This is a genomic window from Pseudomonas sp. X4 (genome assembly GCF_040784925.1).
In the GTDB taxonomy this organism is placed as follows: Bacteria; Pseudomonadota; Gammaproteobacteria; order Pseudomonadales; family Pseudomonadaceae; genus Aquipseudomonas; species Aquipseudomonas putida_Z.
The window spans coordinates 428,606-444,038 of the sequence record NZ_CP160798.1; the positions used below are offsets into that span (position 1 = coordinate 428,606).

General features: G+C 61.9%; 15 protein-coding genes. 1 reads left to right on the forward strand and 14 read right to left on the reverse strand.

Features of this window, described 5'->3' with window-relative positions; genetic code table 11:
* Nucleotides 1-17 precede the first annotated feature (17 nt).
* From ABX298_RS01860 to sdhC, 5 genes are all read right to left on the reverse strand, one after another.
* A complete protein-coding gene (locus ABX298_RS01860) occupies nucleotides 18-2,849 on the reverse strand; it encodes a 2-oxoglutarate dehydrogenase E1 component (protein ID WP_025339970.1) in 2,832 nt (943 codons plus the stop codon).
* Nucleotides 2,850-3,095: 246 nt separating this feature from the next.
* Nucleotides 3,096-3,800 carry a succinate dehydrogenase iron-sulfur subunit gene (locus ABX298_RS01865; RefSeq protein ID WP_016711649.1) on the reverse strand — a complete coding sequence of 235 codons (705 nt, stop codon included), beginning with the start codon at nucleotides 3,798-3,800 and terminating at the stop codon, nucleotides 3,096-3,098.
* A gap of 11 nt (nucleotides 3,801-3,811) precedes the next feature.
* A complete protein-coding gene (gene sdhA / locus ABX298_RS01870) occupies nucleotides 3,812-5,584 on the reverse strand; it encodes a succinate dehydrogenase flavoprotein subunit (RefSeq protein WP_025339971.1) in 1,773 nt (590 codons plus the stop codon).
* Nucleotides 5,585-5,587: 3 nt separating this feature from the next.
* Nucleotides 5,588-5,956: a succinate dehydrogenase, hydrophobic membrane anchor protein gene (sdhD, locus tag ABX298_RS01875; RefSeq protein ID WP_003254214.1), complete on the reverse strand. Its 369-nt coding sequence runs from the start codon at nucleotides 5,954-5,956 to the stop codon at nucleotides 5,588-5,590.
* Nucleotides 5,950-6,336, reverse strand: a complete 387-nt coding sequence (sdhC, locus tag ABX298_RS01880) for a succinate dehydrogenase, cytochrome b556 subunit (RefSeq protein WP_012315350.1) — start codon at nucleotides 6,334-6,336, stop codon at nucleotides 5,950-5,952. The genes sdhD and sdhC overlap by 7 nt, the downstream gene beginning before the upstream one ends.
* 352 nt (nucleotides 6,337-6,688) lie before the next feature.
* Here sdhC and gltA point away from each other — a divergent pair, with 352 nt between their 5' ends.
* Complete coding sequence (gltA, locus tag ABX298_RS01885; RefSeq protein WP_013973445.1) at nucleotides 6,689-7,978, forward strand: citrate synthase; 1,290 nt, start codon at nucleotides 6,689-6,691, stop codon at nucleotides 7,976-7,978.
* Between the two features lie 175 nt (nucleotides 7,979-8,153).
* Here gltA and ABX298_RS01890 read toward each other — a convergent pair whose 3' ends face one another.
* The 9 genes from ABX298_RS01890 to ABX298_RS01930 form a co-directional block, all read right to left on the reverse strand.
* Nucleotides 8,154-8,759: an START domain-containing protein gene (locus ABX298_RS01890; RefSeq protein ID WP_075045846.1), complete on the reverse strand. Its 606-nt coding sequence runs from the start codon at nucleotides 8,757-8,759 to the stop codon at nucleotides 8,154-8,156.
* A 33-nt stretch (nucleotides 8,760-8,792) separates the two neighbouring features.
* Nucleotides 8,793-9,047, reverse strand: coding sequence for a YkgJ family cysteine cluster protein (locus ABX298_RS01895; RefSeq protein WP_025339973.1), 255 nt, complete (start codon nucleotides 9,045-9,047; stop codon nucleotides 8,793-8,795).
* Between the two features lie 130 nt (nucleotides 9,048-9,177).
* Nucleotides 9,178-9,666: a hypothetical protein gene (locus ABX298_RS01900; RefSeq protein ID WP_075045847.1), complete on the reverse strand. Its 489-nt coding sequence runs from the start codon at nucleotides 9,664-9,666 to the stop codon at nucleotides 9,178-9,180.
* A 63-nt stretch (nucleotides 9,667-9,729) separates the two neighbouring features.
* A complete protein-coding gene (locus ABX298_RS01905; RefSeq protein WP_025339975.1) occupies nucleotides 9,730-11,172 on the reverse strand; it encodes a PLP-dependent aminotransferase family protein in 1,443 nt (480 codons plus the stop codon).
* A 336-nt stretch (nucleotides 11,173-11,508) separates the two neighbouring features.
* Nucleotides 11,509-12,321, reverse strand: coding sequence for an OmpA family protein (locus ABX298_RS01910; RefSeq protein WP_023661850.1), 813 nt, complete (start codon nucleotides 12,319-12,321; stop codon nucleotides 11,509-11,511).
* Entirely contained in the window at nucleotides 12,318-12,671 is a 354-nt protein-coding gene (locus ABX298_RS01915) for a DUF4398 domain-containing protein (protein WP_023661849.1), read from the reverse strand. Before ABX298_RS01915 ends, ABX298_RS01910 begins: the two co-directional genes overlap by 4 nt.
* A 9-nt stretch (nucleotides 12,672-12,680) precedes the next feature.
* Nucleotides 12,681-13,502 carry an ABC transporter substrate-binding protein gene (locus ABX298_RS01920; protein ID WP_075045848.1) on the reverse strand — a complete coding sequence of 274 codons (822 nt, stop codon included), beginning with the start codon at nucleotides 13,500-13,502 and terminating at the stop codon, nucleotides 12,681-12,683.
* Between the two features lie 188 nt (nucleotides 13,503-13,690).
* A complete protein-coding gene (locus ABX298_RS01925; protein WP_025339978.1) occupies nucleotides 13,691-14,620 on the reverse strand; it encodes an electron transfer flavoprotein subunit alpha/FixB family protein in 930 nt (309 codons plus the stop codon).
* Nucleotides 14,621-15,370 carry an electron transfer flavoprotein subunit beta/FixA family protein gene (locus tag ABX298_RS01930; protein ID WP_025339979.1) on the reverse strand — a complete coding sequence of 250 codons (750 nt, stop codon included), beginning with the start codon at nucleotides 15,368-15,370 and terminating at the stop codon, nucleotides 14,621-14,623.
* Between the last annotated feature and the right edge of the window lie 63 nt (nucleotides 15,371-15,433).

Consider the following 15,433-nt stretch of genomic DNA (forward strand, 5'->3'; position numbering starts at 1 on the left):
TCAGGTGCGCGAAGGCATTAAACAGTGAAGGCGTCTTGCAGCAGTTTTTCCTGCTGTTCGGCGTGCTTCGATGCGTAACCACAGGCTGGCGCGGCGGAAGCGTCGCGGCCGGCGTATTCCAGGACCAGTGCCTTGTTGTGGCGGCCCAGGATACGGCGCATGTGGTGCTGGCTGCTGTACCAGGCGCCCTGGTTCATCGGCTCTTCCTGACACCAGACCGCATGCTTGAGGTTGGTGTAAGGCGCCAGGATTTCGACCAGGTCGTCCTCAGGGAACGGATACAGCTGCTCGATACGCACGATGGCGATGTCTTCGCGGCCTTCGGCACGGCGTTTTTCCAGCAGGTCGTAGTAAACCTTGCCGCCGCACAGGACCAGGCGTTCGACCTTGGCCGGATCGAGGCTGTCGATTTCCGGGATCACGGTCTGGAACGAGCCTTCTGCCAGGTCTTCCAGGGTCGAGATGGCCAGCTTGTGGCGCAGCAGCGACTTCGGCGTCAGCACGATCAGCGGCTTGCGCAGCGGACGAATGACCTGGCGACGCAGCAGGTGGTAGATCTGGGCCGGGGTGGTCGGTACGCAGACCTGGATGTTGTGCTCGGCGCACAGCTGCAGGTAACGCTCCAGGCGCGCGGAGGAGTGCTCCGGGCCCTGCCCTTCATAACCGTGTGGCAGCAGCATGGTCAGACCGCACAGACGGCCCCACTTGTGCTCGCCGCTGGTGATGAACTGGTCGATCACCACTTGCGCACCGTTGGCGAAGTCACCGAACTGGGCTTCCCAGATCACCAGCGCGTTCGGCGTGGTGGTCGAGTAGCCGTATTCGAAGGCCAGTACCGCTTCTTCCGACAGGAAGGAGTCGTACAGTTCGAACTGAGGCTGGCCCGGGAACAGGTTCTTCAGCGGTACGTAGGTGCTGGCGTCCTTCTGGTTGTGCAGCACCGCGTGACGGTGCGAGAAGGTGCCACGGCCGATGTCCTGGCCGGTCATGCGGATCGGGTGACCTTCGAACTGCAGGGTGGCGTAGGCCATGGTCTCTGCATAACCCCAGTTGATCGGCAAGCCACCGGCCTGCATCTTCTGACGGTCTTCGTAGATCTTGGCGACCTGGCGCTGGACGACGAAACCTTCCGGGATCTCCAGCAGCTTGGCCGACAGTTCCTGCAGGGTCTTGAGGTCGAAGCGGGTGTCGTGACGCGCGGTCCAGGCATGGCCCAGGTACGGACGCCAGTCGACGAACAGCTCGCGGTTCGGCTCCTTGACCAGGCTCTTCACCACGTGCAGGCCGTTGTCCAGCGCGTTGCGGTACTCGTCGATCTTGGCCTGGGCGCGCTCGGAATCGATGCGGCCGGCCTGGATCAGTGCCTCAGCGTACAGTTCACGCGTGGTGCGCTGCTTGCTGATCTGCTGGTACATCAAAGGCTGGGTGCCGTTCGGCTCGTCGGCCTCGTTGTGGCCGCGGCGGCGGTAGCAGACCAGGTCGATGACCACGTCACGCTTGAACTGCATGCGGTAGTCGATGGCCAGCTGGGTCACGAACAGCACGGCTTCCGGGTCGTCCCCGTTCACGTGCAGGATCGGCGCCTGGATCATCTTGGCAACGTCGGTGGCGTACTCGGTGGAGCGCGCGTCCAGCGGGTTGCTGATGGTGAAACCAACCTGGTTGTTGATCACGATGTGCACGGTACCGCCGGTCTTGAAACCGCGGGTCTGCGACATCTGGAAGGTTTCCATGACCACGCCCTGGCCGGCGAATGCTGCGTCGCCGTGGATCGAGATCGGCAGTACCTTGTCGCCAACGGTGTCGTTGCGGCGGTCCTGACGGGCGCGCACCGAACCCTCGACCACTGGCGAGACGATTTCCAGGTGGGACGGGTTGAACGCCATGGCCAGGTGCACTTCGCCACCCGGGGTCATCACGTTCGAGGAGAAGCCCTGGTGATACTTCACGTCACCGGAGCCCAGCTCGTTCATCTTCTTGCCTTCGAACTCGTCGAACAGCTCGCGCGGGTTCTTGCCGAAGGTGTTGACCAGAACGTTCAGGCGGCCACGGTGGGCCATGCCGATCACGACTTCCTTGGTGCCGTAGGAACCGGAACGCTGGATCATCTCGTCCAGCATCGGGATCAGGCTTTCGCCGCCCTCGAGGCCGAAACGCTTGGTGCCCGGGTACTTGGTGCCCAGGTATTTCTCAAGGCCTTCACCGGCGGTCACGCGCTCGAGCAGGTGGGCCTGCACGTCAGCGGAAAACTCCGGACGGCCGCGCACGCTTTCCAGGCGCTGCTGGAACCAGCTGCGCTGCTCGGAATCGACGATGTGGGTGAACTCGGCGCCAATGGTGCGACAATATGTCTTCTGGAGCGCCTCGAAGATCTCGCGTAGGCTCGCCTCCTCTTTGCCGATGAACAGGTCGCCGGCACGGAAGGTCGTATCAAGATCGGCATTGGTCAAGCCGTAGTGATTGATCGACAGGTCTACGGGCGCAGGACGCTGCCACAACCCCAACGGGTCGAGCTTGGCAGCCTGATGGCCGCGCATACGATAGGCCTGGATCAGTCGCAGAACTTCAACCTGCTTCTTCTCGTGTTCACTGCTCACGCTCCCGGCGGATACCGGTTGGGCGCGGCGCTGGTTCTTTGCCAGCAGTACGAAATGGTCGCGGATTGTCGAGTGCGATACATCGGTAGCGGTGCTGCCGTCGGCGGGCAACTTCTGGAAGTAGGTGCGCCACTCTTCTGGCACAGCGTTAGGGTCGTGCAGGTAGAGCTCATAAAGCTCTTCCACATATGCAGCGTTACCACCTGAAAGGTGGGCGCTTTCCCACATGCGCTGCATCACGCTTTCTTGCATGCTTGGTCACCCTCGGTTAGGGGACTGATCGGCGAGAGCCACAGCAAACCTGGAAAAGTCCGAATACAGCGACTGAACCACGCCACTTGGATCCTGCTGATTTTCCGGGTACCAGCCCGGAAAGCCCCTGCTGGTCTCATATCTTCATAGGTAATGAACGCGGGCTTTGTGAGCCCTTGTTCGGGTTTTACCTCAGTGCGGGCTCACCACCCGCACCTCGGCTTACTGCAGGTACAACACTTTGTATCAGGTGCCGCTTTGCAGCAGCATGTTACGTACGTGGCCGATTGCCTTGGTCGGGTTCAGACCTTTCGGGCAAACGTTGACGCAGTTCATGATCCCGCGGCAGCGGAATACGCTGAACGGGTCATCCAGGGACGCCAGGCGCTCCTGGGTCTTGGTGTCACGGCTGTCGGCCAGGAAGCGATAGGCTTGCAGCAGTGCGGCCGGGCCCAGGAACTTGTCCGGGTTCCACCAGAACGACGGGCAGGAAGTCGAGCAGCAAGCGCACAGGATGCACTCGTACAGGCCGTCCAGCTTGTCGCGGTCTTCCGGCGACTGCAGGCGCTCGATGGCCGGCGCAGGAGTGTCGTTCTGCAGGAACGGCTTCACCTTCTCGTACTGCTTGTAGAAGATGCTCATGTCGACGACCAGGTCGCGAATGACCGGCAGGCCCGGCAGCGGGCGCAGAACCAGCTTGTTGCCCTTCACCACCGCCGACAGCGGGGTGATGCAGGCCAGGCCGTTCTTGCCGTTCATGTTCATGCCGTCGGAACCGCAAACGCCTTCACGGCAGGAGCGACGGTACGAGAAACCTTCGTCCTTTTCCTTGATCAGCGCCAATACATCGAGAACCATCAGGTCCTTGCCGCCGGTATCGACGTCGAACGACTCCATTTTGGGCGCCGAGTCGGTGTCCGGGTTGTAACGATAAACTTCGACTTTCAACATAGCAGCCACCCTTAGTAAGTCCGGACTTTTGGTTCGAAGGCTGGAACAGTCTTCGGCGCAAAGTTGACGCCGCGCTTGGCAACGCGTTTCTCACCCGGGTAGTACAGGGTGTGGCACAGCCAGTTTTCGTCGTCACGGTCTTCGAAGTCTTCACGGGCGTGGGCGCCGCGGGACTCTTTACGGGCTTCGGCCGCGATGGCGGTAGCTTCGGCGACTTCCAGCAGGTTCTGCAGCTCCAGCGCTTCGATACGCGCGGTGTTGAAGGCCTGGGACTTGTCGTTGATCTTGACGTTGGCGATACGGTCACGCAGACCGGCCAGCTGCTCGATACCCTTCTGCATATATTCGCCAGTACGGAATACACCGAAGTAGTTCTGCATGCAGCTCTGCAGCTCGCGCTTGAGGCTGGCAACGTCTTCGCCAGCGGTACGCTCGTTGAGCTTGTTCAGGCGGTTCAGGGCAACATCGATATCGGTGTCGCTGGCGTCGCGGTATTCCACGCCGTCGGACAGCGATTTTTCCAGGTGCAGGCCAGCGGCACGACCGAATACCACCAGGTCGAGCAGCGAGTTGCCGCCCAGGCGGTTGGCACCGTGGACCGATACGCACGCCACTTCACCCACTGCGAACAGACCCGGGATGATTTGGTCCTTGCCTTCGGCGTCCATGGTGATGGCCTGGCCATGAATATTGGTGGCAACGCCGCCCATCATGTAGTGGCAGGTCGGTACGACCGGGACCGGCGCGACGACTGGGTCGACGTGAGCGAAGGTCTTGGACAGCTCGCAGATACCTGGCAGGCGGCTGTGCAGCACTTCCTCGCCCAGGTGGTCCAGCTTCAGCAGCACGTGGTCCTTGTTCGGGCCCACGCCGTTGCCGGCGATGATTTCCTTGACCATGGAACGGGCAACCACGTCGCGGCCGGCCAGGTCTTTCGCGTTCGGCGCGTAACGCTCCATGAAGCGCTCGCCGTGGGCGTTGATCAGGTAGCCACCTTCACCGCGGCAGCCTTCGGTAACCAGTACACCGGCGCCGGCGATGCCGGTCGGGTGGAACTGCCACATCTCGATGTCCTGCACCGGCACGCCTGCACGCAGCGCCATGCCGATACCGTCACCGGTGTTGATCAGGGCGTTGGTGGTGGAGGCGTAGATACGACCGGCACCGCCAGTGGCCAGAACGGTGGCCTTGGACTTGATGTACATGGTTTCGCCGGTTTCGATGCAGATTGCGATCACGCCGACGAACGCGCCGTCCTGGTTCTTCACCAGGTCAACAGCGTAGTACTCGTTGAGGAAGGTAGTGCCTGCCTTCAGGTTGCCCTGGTACAGGGTGTGCAGCAGCGCGTGACCGGTACGGTCGGAAGCAGCACAGGTACGGGCGGCCTGACCACCTTTACCGAAGTCCTTGGACTGGCCACCGAACGGACGCTGGTAGATGCGGCCGGTTTCGGTACGCGAGAACGGCAGGCCCATGTGGTCCAGCTCGAAGACCGCAGCCGGGCCTTCCTGACACATGTATTCGATAGCGTCCTGGTCACCGATGTAGTCGGAGCCTTTGACGGTATCGTACATGTGCCAGCGCCAGTCGTCGTTCGGGTCGGCCGAAGCGATGGCGCAGGTGATGCCGCCCTGGGCGGATACAGTGTGCGAACGGGTCGGGAAGACCTTGGTGACCACGGCAGTCTTGTGGCCGCCTTGAGCCAGCTGCAGCGCTGCGCGCATGCCGGCGCCGCCGCCACCGATGATGATGGCGTCGAAGGAAATGGTTGGAATGCTAGCCATGGATCAGATACCCCAGAGAATCTGCACACCCCAGACGAAGTAAGCGAACATCGCAACGCCGCATACCGCCTGGAACAGGAAACGAATCGCAGTTGCCGACTTGCCGAACGACATTGGCGTCAGGTAGTCGGTCGCAATGGTCCACATGCCGACCCAGGCGTGAGCGCCCAGGGCAACGAGGGCCAGCAGACTGAAGATCCGCATCGCGTTGTTGGAGAACAGACCATGCCACTGGGTGTAGTCGATGCCTGGGTGGGCGACCACGTAGCCGATCAGGAAGAGGAAGTAAGCCGCGAGAACGACCGCAGAAACGCGCTGCGCCATCCAGTCATAGAGGCCCGAACGCGACAGGTTCGTGACATTGGTTACCATACCCAAACTCCCACCAGAACGATCAGCACCACGGAGATGACGATCACGATTTTCGAGCCCAGCTTGCCGCCTTCCAGCGTCTCACCGATGCCCATGTCCATGATCAGGTGACGTACACCTGCCACGAGGTGATAAAGCAGGGCGGATAGCAGGCCCCAGGTCACGAATTTGGCCAGCGGGCTGGTCAGACACGCCTTCACCTCACCAAAGCCTTCCTCGGAACCCAGCGACTTGCCCAGTGCATAAAGCATGATGGCAAGGCCAAGGAACAGGATGACGCCGGAGATACGATGCAGGATGGACGTGTACGCAGTGACGGGGAGCTTGATGGTCCTTAGGTCTAGGTTTACAGGTCGTTGGCTTTTCACGGCTTTTTTCACACTGAAGAGCCCCTAGCGAATCAGGGCAAAGTTGTTGGTAAGTGTACTGGTCAGGTACCCACCACCCAGGGAACGGCGACCCCCAGCAGTTCGGGCTTGCAAGCCCCTGGCGGTCGGGTTGCGAGTATAGACAGTTAGGCTGCTTATGACAACGTGACGGGGTAGCCCAAATAGCGCATTGCCTTTAACGCACAAAAGGCGTAAATGGGCGAGAATTTCGCGAAAAATCAGGCCTCAATGCCTGTTTCAACAAGCCTTTAGGCAAATTGACATCTGAATTTATCCCTCTATAGTGGTGCGGGCCCTGCGTGGGGGGTCTGTCTGATGATTTCAAGCATTAATAGGAGGCCACATGGCTGACAAAAAAGCGCAGTTGGTCATCGAGGGCGCTGCCCCCGTCGAGCTGCCCATTTTAACCGGCACCGTTGGTCCTGATGTAATCGACGTCCGCGGGTTGGGGGCCACTGGTCACTTCACCTTCGACCCTGGTTTCATGGCGACTGCCTCGTGCGAGTCGAAGATCACCTACATTGACGGCGACAAAGGTATCCTGCTGCACCGCGGCTACCCGATCGAGCAGCTCGCCGAAAAGTCCGACTACCTCGAAACCTGCTACCTGCTGCTCAACGGTGAACTGCCGAATGCCGAGCAGAAGGCCCAGTTCGTCAGCACCGTGAAGAACCACACCATGGTTCACGAGCAGCTGAAGTCCTTCTTCAACGGCTTCCGCCGCGACGCCCACCCGATGGCGGTGATGTGCGGCGTGGTCGGCGCCCTGTCGGCGTTCTATCACGACTCCCTGGACATCAATAACCCGCAACACCGCGAAATTTCCGCGGTGCGCCTGGTCGCCAAGATGCCGACCCTGGCCGCGATGGTTTACAAGTACTCCATGGGCCAGCCGATGATGTACCCGCGCAACGACCTGTCGTACGCGGAAAACTTCCTGCACATGATGTTCAACACCCCGTGCGAGATCAAACCGATCAGCCCGGTGCTGGCCAAGGCGATGGACCGGATCTTCATCCTCCACGCCGACCACGAGCAGAACGCCTCCACCTCTACCGTTCGTCTGGCCGGTTCGTCGGGTGCCAACCCGTTCGCCTGTATCGCCGCCGGTATCGCCGCACTCTGGGGCCCGGCCCACGGCGGTGCGAACGAAGCGGTACTGACCATGCTCGATGAAATCGGCGATGTCTCGAACATCGACAAGTTCATCGCCAAGGCCAAGGACAAGAACGACCCGTTCAAGCTCATGGGCTTCGGTCACCGCGTGTACAAGAACCGCGACCCGCGCGCCACCGTGATGAAGCAGACCTGCGACGAAGTCCTGCGCGAGCTGGGCATCAAGAACGACCCGCAGCTGGAACTGGCCATGCGCCTGGAAGAGATCGCCCTGACCGATCCGTACTTCATCGAGCGCTCGCTGTACCCGAACGTCGACTTCTACTCGGGGATCATCCTCAAGGCGATCGGCATTCCGACCAGCATGTTCACCGTGATCTTTGCCCTGGCACGTACCGTGGGCTGGATCTCGCACTGGAAAGAAATGCTCTCCAGCCCGTACAAGATCGGCCGCCCGCGCCAGCTGTACACCGGCGAGCAGAAGCGCGACATCGTTGCGCTGCAGGACCGCAAGTAAGCTTCCATAGCCGAACGCAAAAAGGCTGCCCTCGGGCAGCCTTTTTTATTCATCCTGTGCCGGCCTCTTCGCGGGTAAACCCGCTCCCACAGGGACCCCACAGGCCCGAAAGTTTGCGGGATACCTGTGGGAGCGGGTTTACCCGCGAAGAGGCCGGCACAAGTGACACAATGCCTCAGTTTTTCTCAGCCCGCTCCCGCAACCCTTTCAGGGTATTGAACGGTGCATCCACCACGAACTTGTTGGCCACCATCGCCGGCACGCTACCACCCGGCTCGGTGTGCACCTGATAGGTCACTTCCGTGCTGTCACCCTTGGGCACCAGCTTCCAGAAGCCTTCCACCTTCGCCACCCGCACAAAGCCCTTCTCTTCCGGGACGTAGGTCGGCTCTTCCTTCAGGTTGCGCACCAGGCTGCCATCAGCCCCCTTGACCGTGGTCACATGCAATACCGAGTCCCGCGGCGTGACCGGCCATGGCGTATTGAACTGGGTGTAGGTCCAGCTCTGATCACCTTCGTGCTTGAGCAGCTTCTGCGACTTGCATTCGTGAATCCACGCACAAGCCCCGACCACGTCCTCCTGCAACGCCTGCACCTTGGCCAGCGGCGCCTTGATCACGGTGACGCCTTGATAGGCCTTGTACTTGGAACCAGCCACTTCACTGAGGGAGACCTTGATCCCCTCCTCGTCCTTGGCCACCTGCCAGTTTTCGGCCCAGGCCGCGGGCGACAGCAGAACACCCATGCCACACAGCAGAGCAATACGCTTGAACGATCTCATCATGTTTATCCTTGTTGTCGAAGATCCAGCCTGTCACGCCGCCGTCATCTGCTCCCACCAGCCAAGAATCCTGATGGCCTCGTCACGGTCACTGCCGCATACCTCCACATCCGCCTTGAAACCGCCACACACTGCCGGCCGCTCGGGCTTGCCGAACAGGTCGCAGAGGTTGTCGACGGTCAGGTGCAGGCAGCGCTCGCCAGCCGGCTTGCCATTGGGCATGCGCGGCATCGCAGAGGTGATGGACGGGGCAATGCAGCAGGCACCACAGCCCTCACGGCAGTTCATGGCTATTCACCAAAATCAGGACTCCCTGGAACAAAACGGGACGAACGTCCCTGGATAGTAACCGCTCAAACAGGCGTTTGAAATTGCTGGCATGATGAAATCTGCCGTGACCCGGCAGTCAGTTCGCCAGCTACTGGCGGTACTCGAAATCGATGGCCGCCCCTTCCACGTCGCGACGGCTGTCATTGCGCAGTTGCAGCTGCATTTCGTTGCTGATCAACCGGCCATTGAGCTGGAACGGGCTGTCGCTGGCCTCCGGCTTTTCAGTGAACATGGGTGGCAGCAAAGGCTTGCGTCGCTGTATCGGCGAAGGGCTGCCCACATTCGGCTCAAGGTCATCGACCATATCGGCCGGCAGGCTGAGGTCCAGCTTCGCCTTGGGTAGCGGCTTGGCAACCTCCTTGCTCACCTGCTTGCGCGCCGGCCTGGCCTTGCTGTTACCGGCTTTTTTTGCAGGCTGCTTGTGCGCTGGCCTGGCTGCGGCTTTCTGCACCGGCTTGGCTTTCTGCACGGGCGCCGCCTGCGCCTGGCCTGCCGGCTGCGCAGCCTGGGCAACACCAGCCAGGCTGCCGAGCGGTACAAGGCACAAGATCAGGGCAAAACGGCGCAAAGCATTCATGGCAAATAGACAGACTGGCAGGAAAAGTGCGTATGCTCCCTGTTCCACGGGCGCGTGGCAAGCCTACAAAAGTGCCGCTGCTGGCTCCCGGCACAATTGCTGGGCCAGCAAACCGAGCGTGATCACCGCGCGCTCGGCTTCCTTGTTCCAGGGTATACCGCAATTAAGCCGGATACAGTGGTTGAACTGCTCGGTGTTGCTGAAGATCAGCCCCGGCGCAATACTGATGCCCTGCTCCAGCGCGCGCACATGCAGCTCCTGGGTATTGACCCGCCCCGGCAGGCTCACCCACAGGATGAAACCGCCCGTCGGCCGGGTCATCTGGGTACCCTCGGGGAAGTGCTGCTGCACCGCCAGCTGGTAGGCACTGAGGTTCTTGCGGTACTCCTGGCGGATGTAACGCAGGTGCCGGTCGTAGCCGCCATTTTCCAGGTAGGCCGCCACACCCATCTGCGTCACGCTGCAGGCCGAGTGGGTGGTGAAGGTTTGCAGGCGCTGGATTTCGTCCTGATAGCGCCCGGCGATCATCCAGCCAACGCGAACGCCGGGGGACAGGGTCTTGGAAAAACTCGAGCAATAGATCACCCGGTCCAGCCGGTCGAATGCCTTTAGCGCCTTGGTCTTGCCCTGCTCGAACATCAGCTCGCCATAGATGTCATCCTCGACGATCTGGATATCGAAGTCCGACGCCAGGCGCAGCAACTGCTTCTGCCGCTCTTCCGGGACAGTGCCACCCAGCGGGTTGCTGAGGCGCGCAGTCAGAACCAGGGCCTTGATCGACCACTGGTTGGCCGCCAGCTGCAGCGCTTCGAGGCTGATACCGGTGGACGGGTCGCTGGGGATCTCGATCACCTTCAGGCCCAGCAGGTCGGCCAGTTGCAGCAGCCCGTAATAGGTGGGCGATTCGGCGGCGATCAGGTCGCCGGGACGGGTCAGCACGCGCAGAGACATCTGCAGCGCATCGACACAGCCATGGGTCACGATCACTTCACGCGGGTCGACCAGCACACCGGCATCACGCATGCGAATGGCGATCTGCCGGCGTAGTGGCTCGAAACCGGGGCTGAACATGTAGCTGAAGGCACGCGGGCTGTGGAAGCGCGTGACCTTGGCAATCTGCTGGTGCAAGGCACGGACCGGCAGGTAGTCGACGTGCGGCACCGCGGCGCCGAACGGGAACACGCCATCACGACGAGCCTCGGTCAGTACCTGCTGGATGATACTGGCGCGGGTGACCAGGCCGGGGCGCTCGACCCGGGCGATGTCCGGGGTCTGCGCGGTCAGGGCCGGGGTCTGGTGTACATAGTAGCCGGACTGCGGCCGCGCACGGATCAGCCCCTGGTCCTCGAGATTGGCATAGGCCTGCAGCACCGTGGCATGGCTGACATTGAGCTGGGCGCTCATCTTGCGCACGGAGGGTACCCGCTCGCCTGGCTGGTAGACACCACGACGGATGTCATCGGCCAGTTGCTGGGCGATACGCTGGTACAACAGCAGGTTGGTCATGGCGGCAGACTCGTTATTCTTGTACGGCTCAGTGACGGTAGAGGATACCGTAACAGTTGCAAAGTGTACTGGGACAGAATGCAACATAGTCGACAATACAATAGTGTGACAGCTATCGAAACGATTAAGCCGACAAACTGCCGGGGGTGCGCCGCCCCTGTGGGAGCGGGTTCACCCGCGAAGCAGGCGACGCGGTGGATGGCACCGGCTTTGCCGGTGTTCGCGGCTAAAGCCGCTCCCACAAGAGCAGTGCCAAACTCAAGGCATGCACAACGCCTGTAGGAGCGGCCTTGTGTCGCGAAAGGACCGCAGAGCGGTCCCCGGCATTTCAAAGACTCAGCGCGCCGGCGCCAGCTTGCCCTTGTCATCGGAGAACACGATCTCCACCCGACGGTTCTGCGCCCTGCCCCGCTCCGAGGCATTGGCCTCGATCGGGTACTGGTCGCCATAGCCCTCGACCTGCAGGCGCTTCTCGTCGATACCCAGGTCTACCAGCATGTCGGCCACGGCCTGCGCCCGATCACGGGACAGCTTCAGGTTGTCCTCCGCCGGGCCGGTGCTGTCGGTATAGCCCTCGATCCGCACCACCCGGCGCGGGTTGAGCTGGAGGAACTGCACCAGCTTGAGCACGGTACGGCTGGCCGAATTCTTCAGGTCGGCCCGGCCGGTGTCGAACAGCACGTCCCCCAGGGTCATCACCAGACCTCGGTCGGCCTGCTCCGAGGCCAGCGCGGCGATCTGCGACTCGACCCACTTGCCCTGCTGCTGAACACTGGCCAGCTTGGCCTCGCGCAGGGCCAGCTGCAGGCGCTGGCGCTCCAGGTCGAGCTTGGCCTGGCGTTCCTGGTTCAGCGCCAGCTTGGCATGCTCGCTGGCAATTTCGCTGTAGCGCTGGCTCAGGAAGGCGTAATGGCGCACGTCGGCACCGGTGCCGATGTAGCTGGACAGGCGCTCGGCACGGGCCAGCGACTCGCCTGCGCGAATCACGTCACGCGGCGCGCTGCGCAACACATTGGAATCATCCTTGACCTTCTGGAAAGCTGCAGTGGCATCATCCAGCGCTGCGCTGCTGCGCTGGCTGGCGCAACCTTGCAAACCTGCCGCCAGCGCCAGCACTGCCAGCGCGGCCAATGGCACACGACGGATCATGGCTGCACCTCCAACTGCTTGCGCAGGCGCTGGACCCGCGACTGCAGCAGTTGCAGCTGCTCTTCGCTCTTCTGGTTCAGTACCTGAGCCTCGGCCAGGCGCGCATCCAGTTCGGCCTGTTCGGCACGCATGCGCGCATCGCGGTAGTCTTCGGTGAGCATGTTGGCCTTGGCCCGGGCCAGCTTGTCTTCAGCCAGCTTGAGCGCATCGACCTGCTCGGTGGCACCGACGGCCCTGGCCTGCTCCAGTGCCTGTTCGGAAATGCGCATCTGCTCGTTAGGGGCCGGATCGTTGGCGCAGCCAGCCAGGCCGAGCACGGCCAGGGCAAGGATTAGTGGTTGGGTTCTCACGCAATCTTCCTAGTGTTTGGGGGCGTCCGACGGCACCTGCAGCTGCGCTTTCCAGCGCTCGACATTACGTTGCAGCACGGCCTCGGATGCTCCGGAGATCGGCAATTCTGTCAGTTTTTTCGCCAATTGCCCACGTAACCAGCTGTCATTGCAGGCCGAATTGTGCGACAGGGCCAGGTACAGGCCCGGCCGATCCACCGGCAGGCCGCGGGCGATCAGGTCATTGCTCATGCCCAGGCTCTGGGCCATGGCCATGCCCGAATAGCGGCCAGCGAGCACATAATCCACCTGGCCGAGCACCAGCTTCTGGAAGGCCTGGGTCAGGTTCTGTGCCGGCACCAGTTTCAGCTGCGCCTTGGCGAAAGCGGTAAAGGCCGGGGTCAGCCGCGCACGCTCGGACAAACTGCCCTGGTACTGGGCCAGGTCCGCCGGGCCCTCGAAGGCCAGTGTGGCGTCGTGGCGCGTCCACACCAGGTATTCGTTGAGCTGCAGGGGTGGATGGATGTAGTCCAGCGCAGTCAGTTGCTCCACCTGCATGGGGGTGTCGAGCAGCAGGTCCATGCGCCCGCTACGTACTTCTTCCAGCGCCTGGTCACGACGACCGGCGCTCAGCACCTCCACCTTCACGCCCAGTTCGCCAGCCACCTGGCGCAGCAGATCGACGTTGGCGCCGATCAGGTGTTTCGGGTCGTTCGGGTCCTGCCACGAATAGGGCGGCGCATCAGGGCTGCCGGTTGCCACCAGGCGTTCGCACTTGCCTGCCGCCATGGCCAGCGGCGAAACCAGCACCGCCATGCATGCCAGCACCCTGCCTGCTTTACGCAGCACCATTGCTCACTCCTTGTATTGCTCTGCCCGGCCCAATCGCCGGCAAGCCAGCTCCCACAGATACAGCACCGCCCTTGAGAACTGCGCTGTACCTGTGGGAGCCGGCTTGCCAGCGATCGGGCCGGAACTGACCACAAAAAAACCCGGCCCCCTGTACGAGGGCCGGGTTCTTTATAAGTGAAGCAGGCGGATCAGACCAGCTTTTCCAGCTCCGGAACCGCTTCGAACAGGTCAGCGACCAGGCCGTAGTCGGCTACCTGGAAGATCGGCGCTTCTTCGTCCTTGTTGATCGCCACGATCACCTTGGAGTCCTTCATGCCGGCCAGGTGCTGGATCGCGCCGGAGATACCGACGGCGATGTACAGCTGTGGCGCAACGATCTTGCCGGTCTGGCCGACCTGCATGTCGTTCGGCACGAAGCCTGCGTCGACTGCGGCGCGCGAAGCACCGACGGCAGCGCCGAGCTTGTCGGCCAGGCTGTACAGGTGCTTGAAGTTGTCACCGTTGCCCATGCCACGGCCGCCGGAAACGACGATCTTGGCAGCGGTCAGCTCTGGGCGGTCGGACTTGGCCAGCTCTTCGCCAACGAAGGCCGAGATGCCGGCGTTGTGCGCAGCGCCAACGGCTTCGATGGCAGCCGAACCACCTTCGGCGGCCACGGCGTCGAAGCCGGTGGTACGCACGGTGATGACCTTGATGGCAGCGCTCGATTGCACGGTGGCAATGGCGTTACCGGCATAGATCGGGCGCTTGAAGGTGTCGGCGGACTCGACCGAGATGATCTCGGAGATCTGGTCCACGTCCAGCAGCGCAGCAACGCGCGGCAGGATGTTCTTGCCGTTGGTGGTGGCCGGGGCCAGCACGTGGCTGTAGCCCTGGGCCAGTTCGACGATCAGCGGCGCAACGTTTTCTGGCAGGGCGTGGGCGTAGGCAGCGTTATCGGCAACCAGCACCTTGGCAACGCCAGCGATCTTGGCTGCGGACTCGGCAACGCCGCCCACGTTCTGGCCAGCGACCAGCACGTGCACATCACCACCGATCTTGGCGGCAGCGGCAACAGTGTTCAGGGTGGCCGGGGCTACGGCACCGTTTTCGTATTCAGCGACAACCAGGATAGTCATTTAGATTACCTTCGCTTCGTTCTTCAGCTTCTCGACCAGTTCGGCCACCGATTTGACCTTGATGCCAGCGCTGCGGGCAGCCGGGGCTTCAACCTTCAGGGTCTTGTTGGTGGAGGCGAGGGAAACGCCCAGCGCGTCTGGAGTAACGGTCTCCAGCGGCTTCTTCTTGGCCTTCATGATGTTCGGCAGCGACGCGTAGCGTGGCTCGTTCAGGCGCAGGTCGGTGGTGACGATGGCCGGCAGGTTCAGTGCAACGGTCTGCAGGCCGCCGTCGATTTCACGGGTGACGTTCAGCTTGTCGCCAGCCACTTCCACCTTGGAGGCGAAGGTGCCCTGGGCGAAGCCGGTCAGCGCAGCCAGCATCTGGCCGGTCTGGTTGTTGTCGCTGTCGATGGCCTGCTTGCCGAGGATGACCAGCTGAGGCTGCTCTTTGTCGACAACGGCTTTCAGCGCCTTGGCCACAGCCAGGGAATTCAGTTCGTCAGCGGCTTCGACCAGGATGGCACGGTCGGCACCCAGGGCCAGGGCGGTACGCAGTTGCTCCTGGGCAGTGGTCGGGCCGACGGAAACGACGACGATCTCGGACGCGACGCCCTTTTCCTTCAGGCGTACGGCTTCTTCCACGGCGATTTCGCAGAAGGGGTTCATGGACATCTTGACGTTAGCAAGGTCGACGCCGGAGTTGTCCGCCTTGACGCGAACCTTGACGTTGTAGTCGACCACTCGTTTGACAGCTACAAGAACCTTCATGGATTCCTCGTTACTCTCCGGTGAATAGATAGTCGCCAGGGGCAGAGCCCTGCGATGCGCGTG

Bases quoted from the DNA above. Each gene is read 5' to 3' on its own strand.
- ABX298_RS01860 (WP_025339970.1), bottom strand. From the start codon at position 2,849: ATGCAAGAAAGCGTGATGCAGCGCATGTGGGAAAGCGCCCACCTTTCA.
- ABX298_RS01865 (WP_016711649.1), bottom strand. From the start codon at position 3,800: ATGTTGAAAGTCGAAGTTTATCGTTACAACCCGGACACCGACTCGGCG.
- sdhA (WP_025339971.1), bottom strand. From the start codon at position 5,584: ATGGCTAGCATTCCAACCATTTCCTTCGACGCCATCATCATCGGTGGC.
- sdhD (WP_003254214.1), bottom strand. From the start codon at position 5,956: ATGGTAACCAATGTCACGAACCTGTCGCGTTCGGGCCTCTATGACTGG.
- gltA (WP_013973445.1), top strand. From the start codon at position 6,689: ATGGCTGACAAAAAAGCGCAGTTGGTCATCGAGGGCGCTGCCCCCGTC.
- ABX298_RS01890 (WP_075045846.1), bottom strand. From the start codon at position 8,759: ATGAGATCGTTCAAGCGTATTGCTCTGCTGTGTGGCATGGGTGTTCTG.
- ABX298_RS01895 (WP_025339973.1), bottom strand. From the start codon at position 9,047: ATGAACTGCCGTGAGGGCTGTGGTGCCTGCTGCATTGCCCCGTCCATC.
- ABX298_RS01900 (WP_075045847.1), bottom strand. From the start codon at position 9,666: ATGAATGCTTTGCGCCGTTTTGCCCTGATCTTGTGCCTTGTACCGCTC.
- ABX298_RS01905 (WP_025339975.1), bottom strand. From the start codon at position 11,172: ATGACCAACCTGCTGTTGTACCAGCGTATCGCCCAGCAACTGGCCGAT.
- ABX298_RS01910 (WP_023661850.1), bottom strand. From the start codon at position 12,321: ATGATCCGTCGTGTGCCATTGGCCGCGCTGGCAGTGCTGGCGCTGGCG.
- ABX298_RS01920 (WP_075045848.1), bottom strand. From the start codon at position 13,502: ATGGTGCTGCGTAAAGCAGGCAGGGTGCTGGCATGCATGGCGGTGCTG.
- ABX298_RS01925 (WP_025339978.1), bottom strand. From the start codon at position 14,620: ATGACTATCCTGGTTGTCGCTGAATACGAAAACGGTGCCGTAGCCCCG.
- ABX298_RS01930 (WP_025339979.1), bottom strand. From the start codon at position 15,370: ATGAAGGTTCTTGTAGCTGTCAAACGAGTGGTCGACTACAACGTCAAG.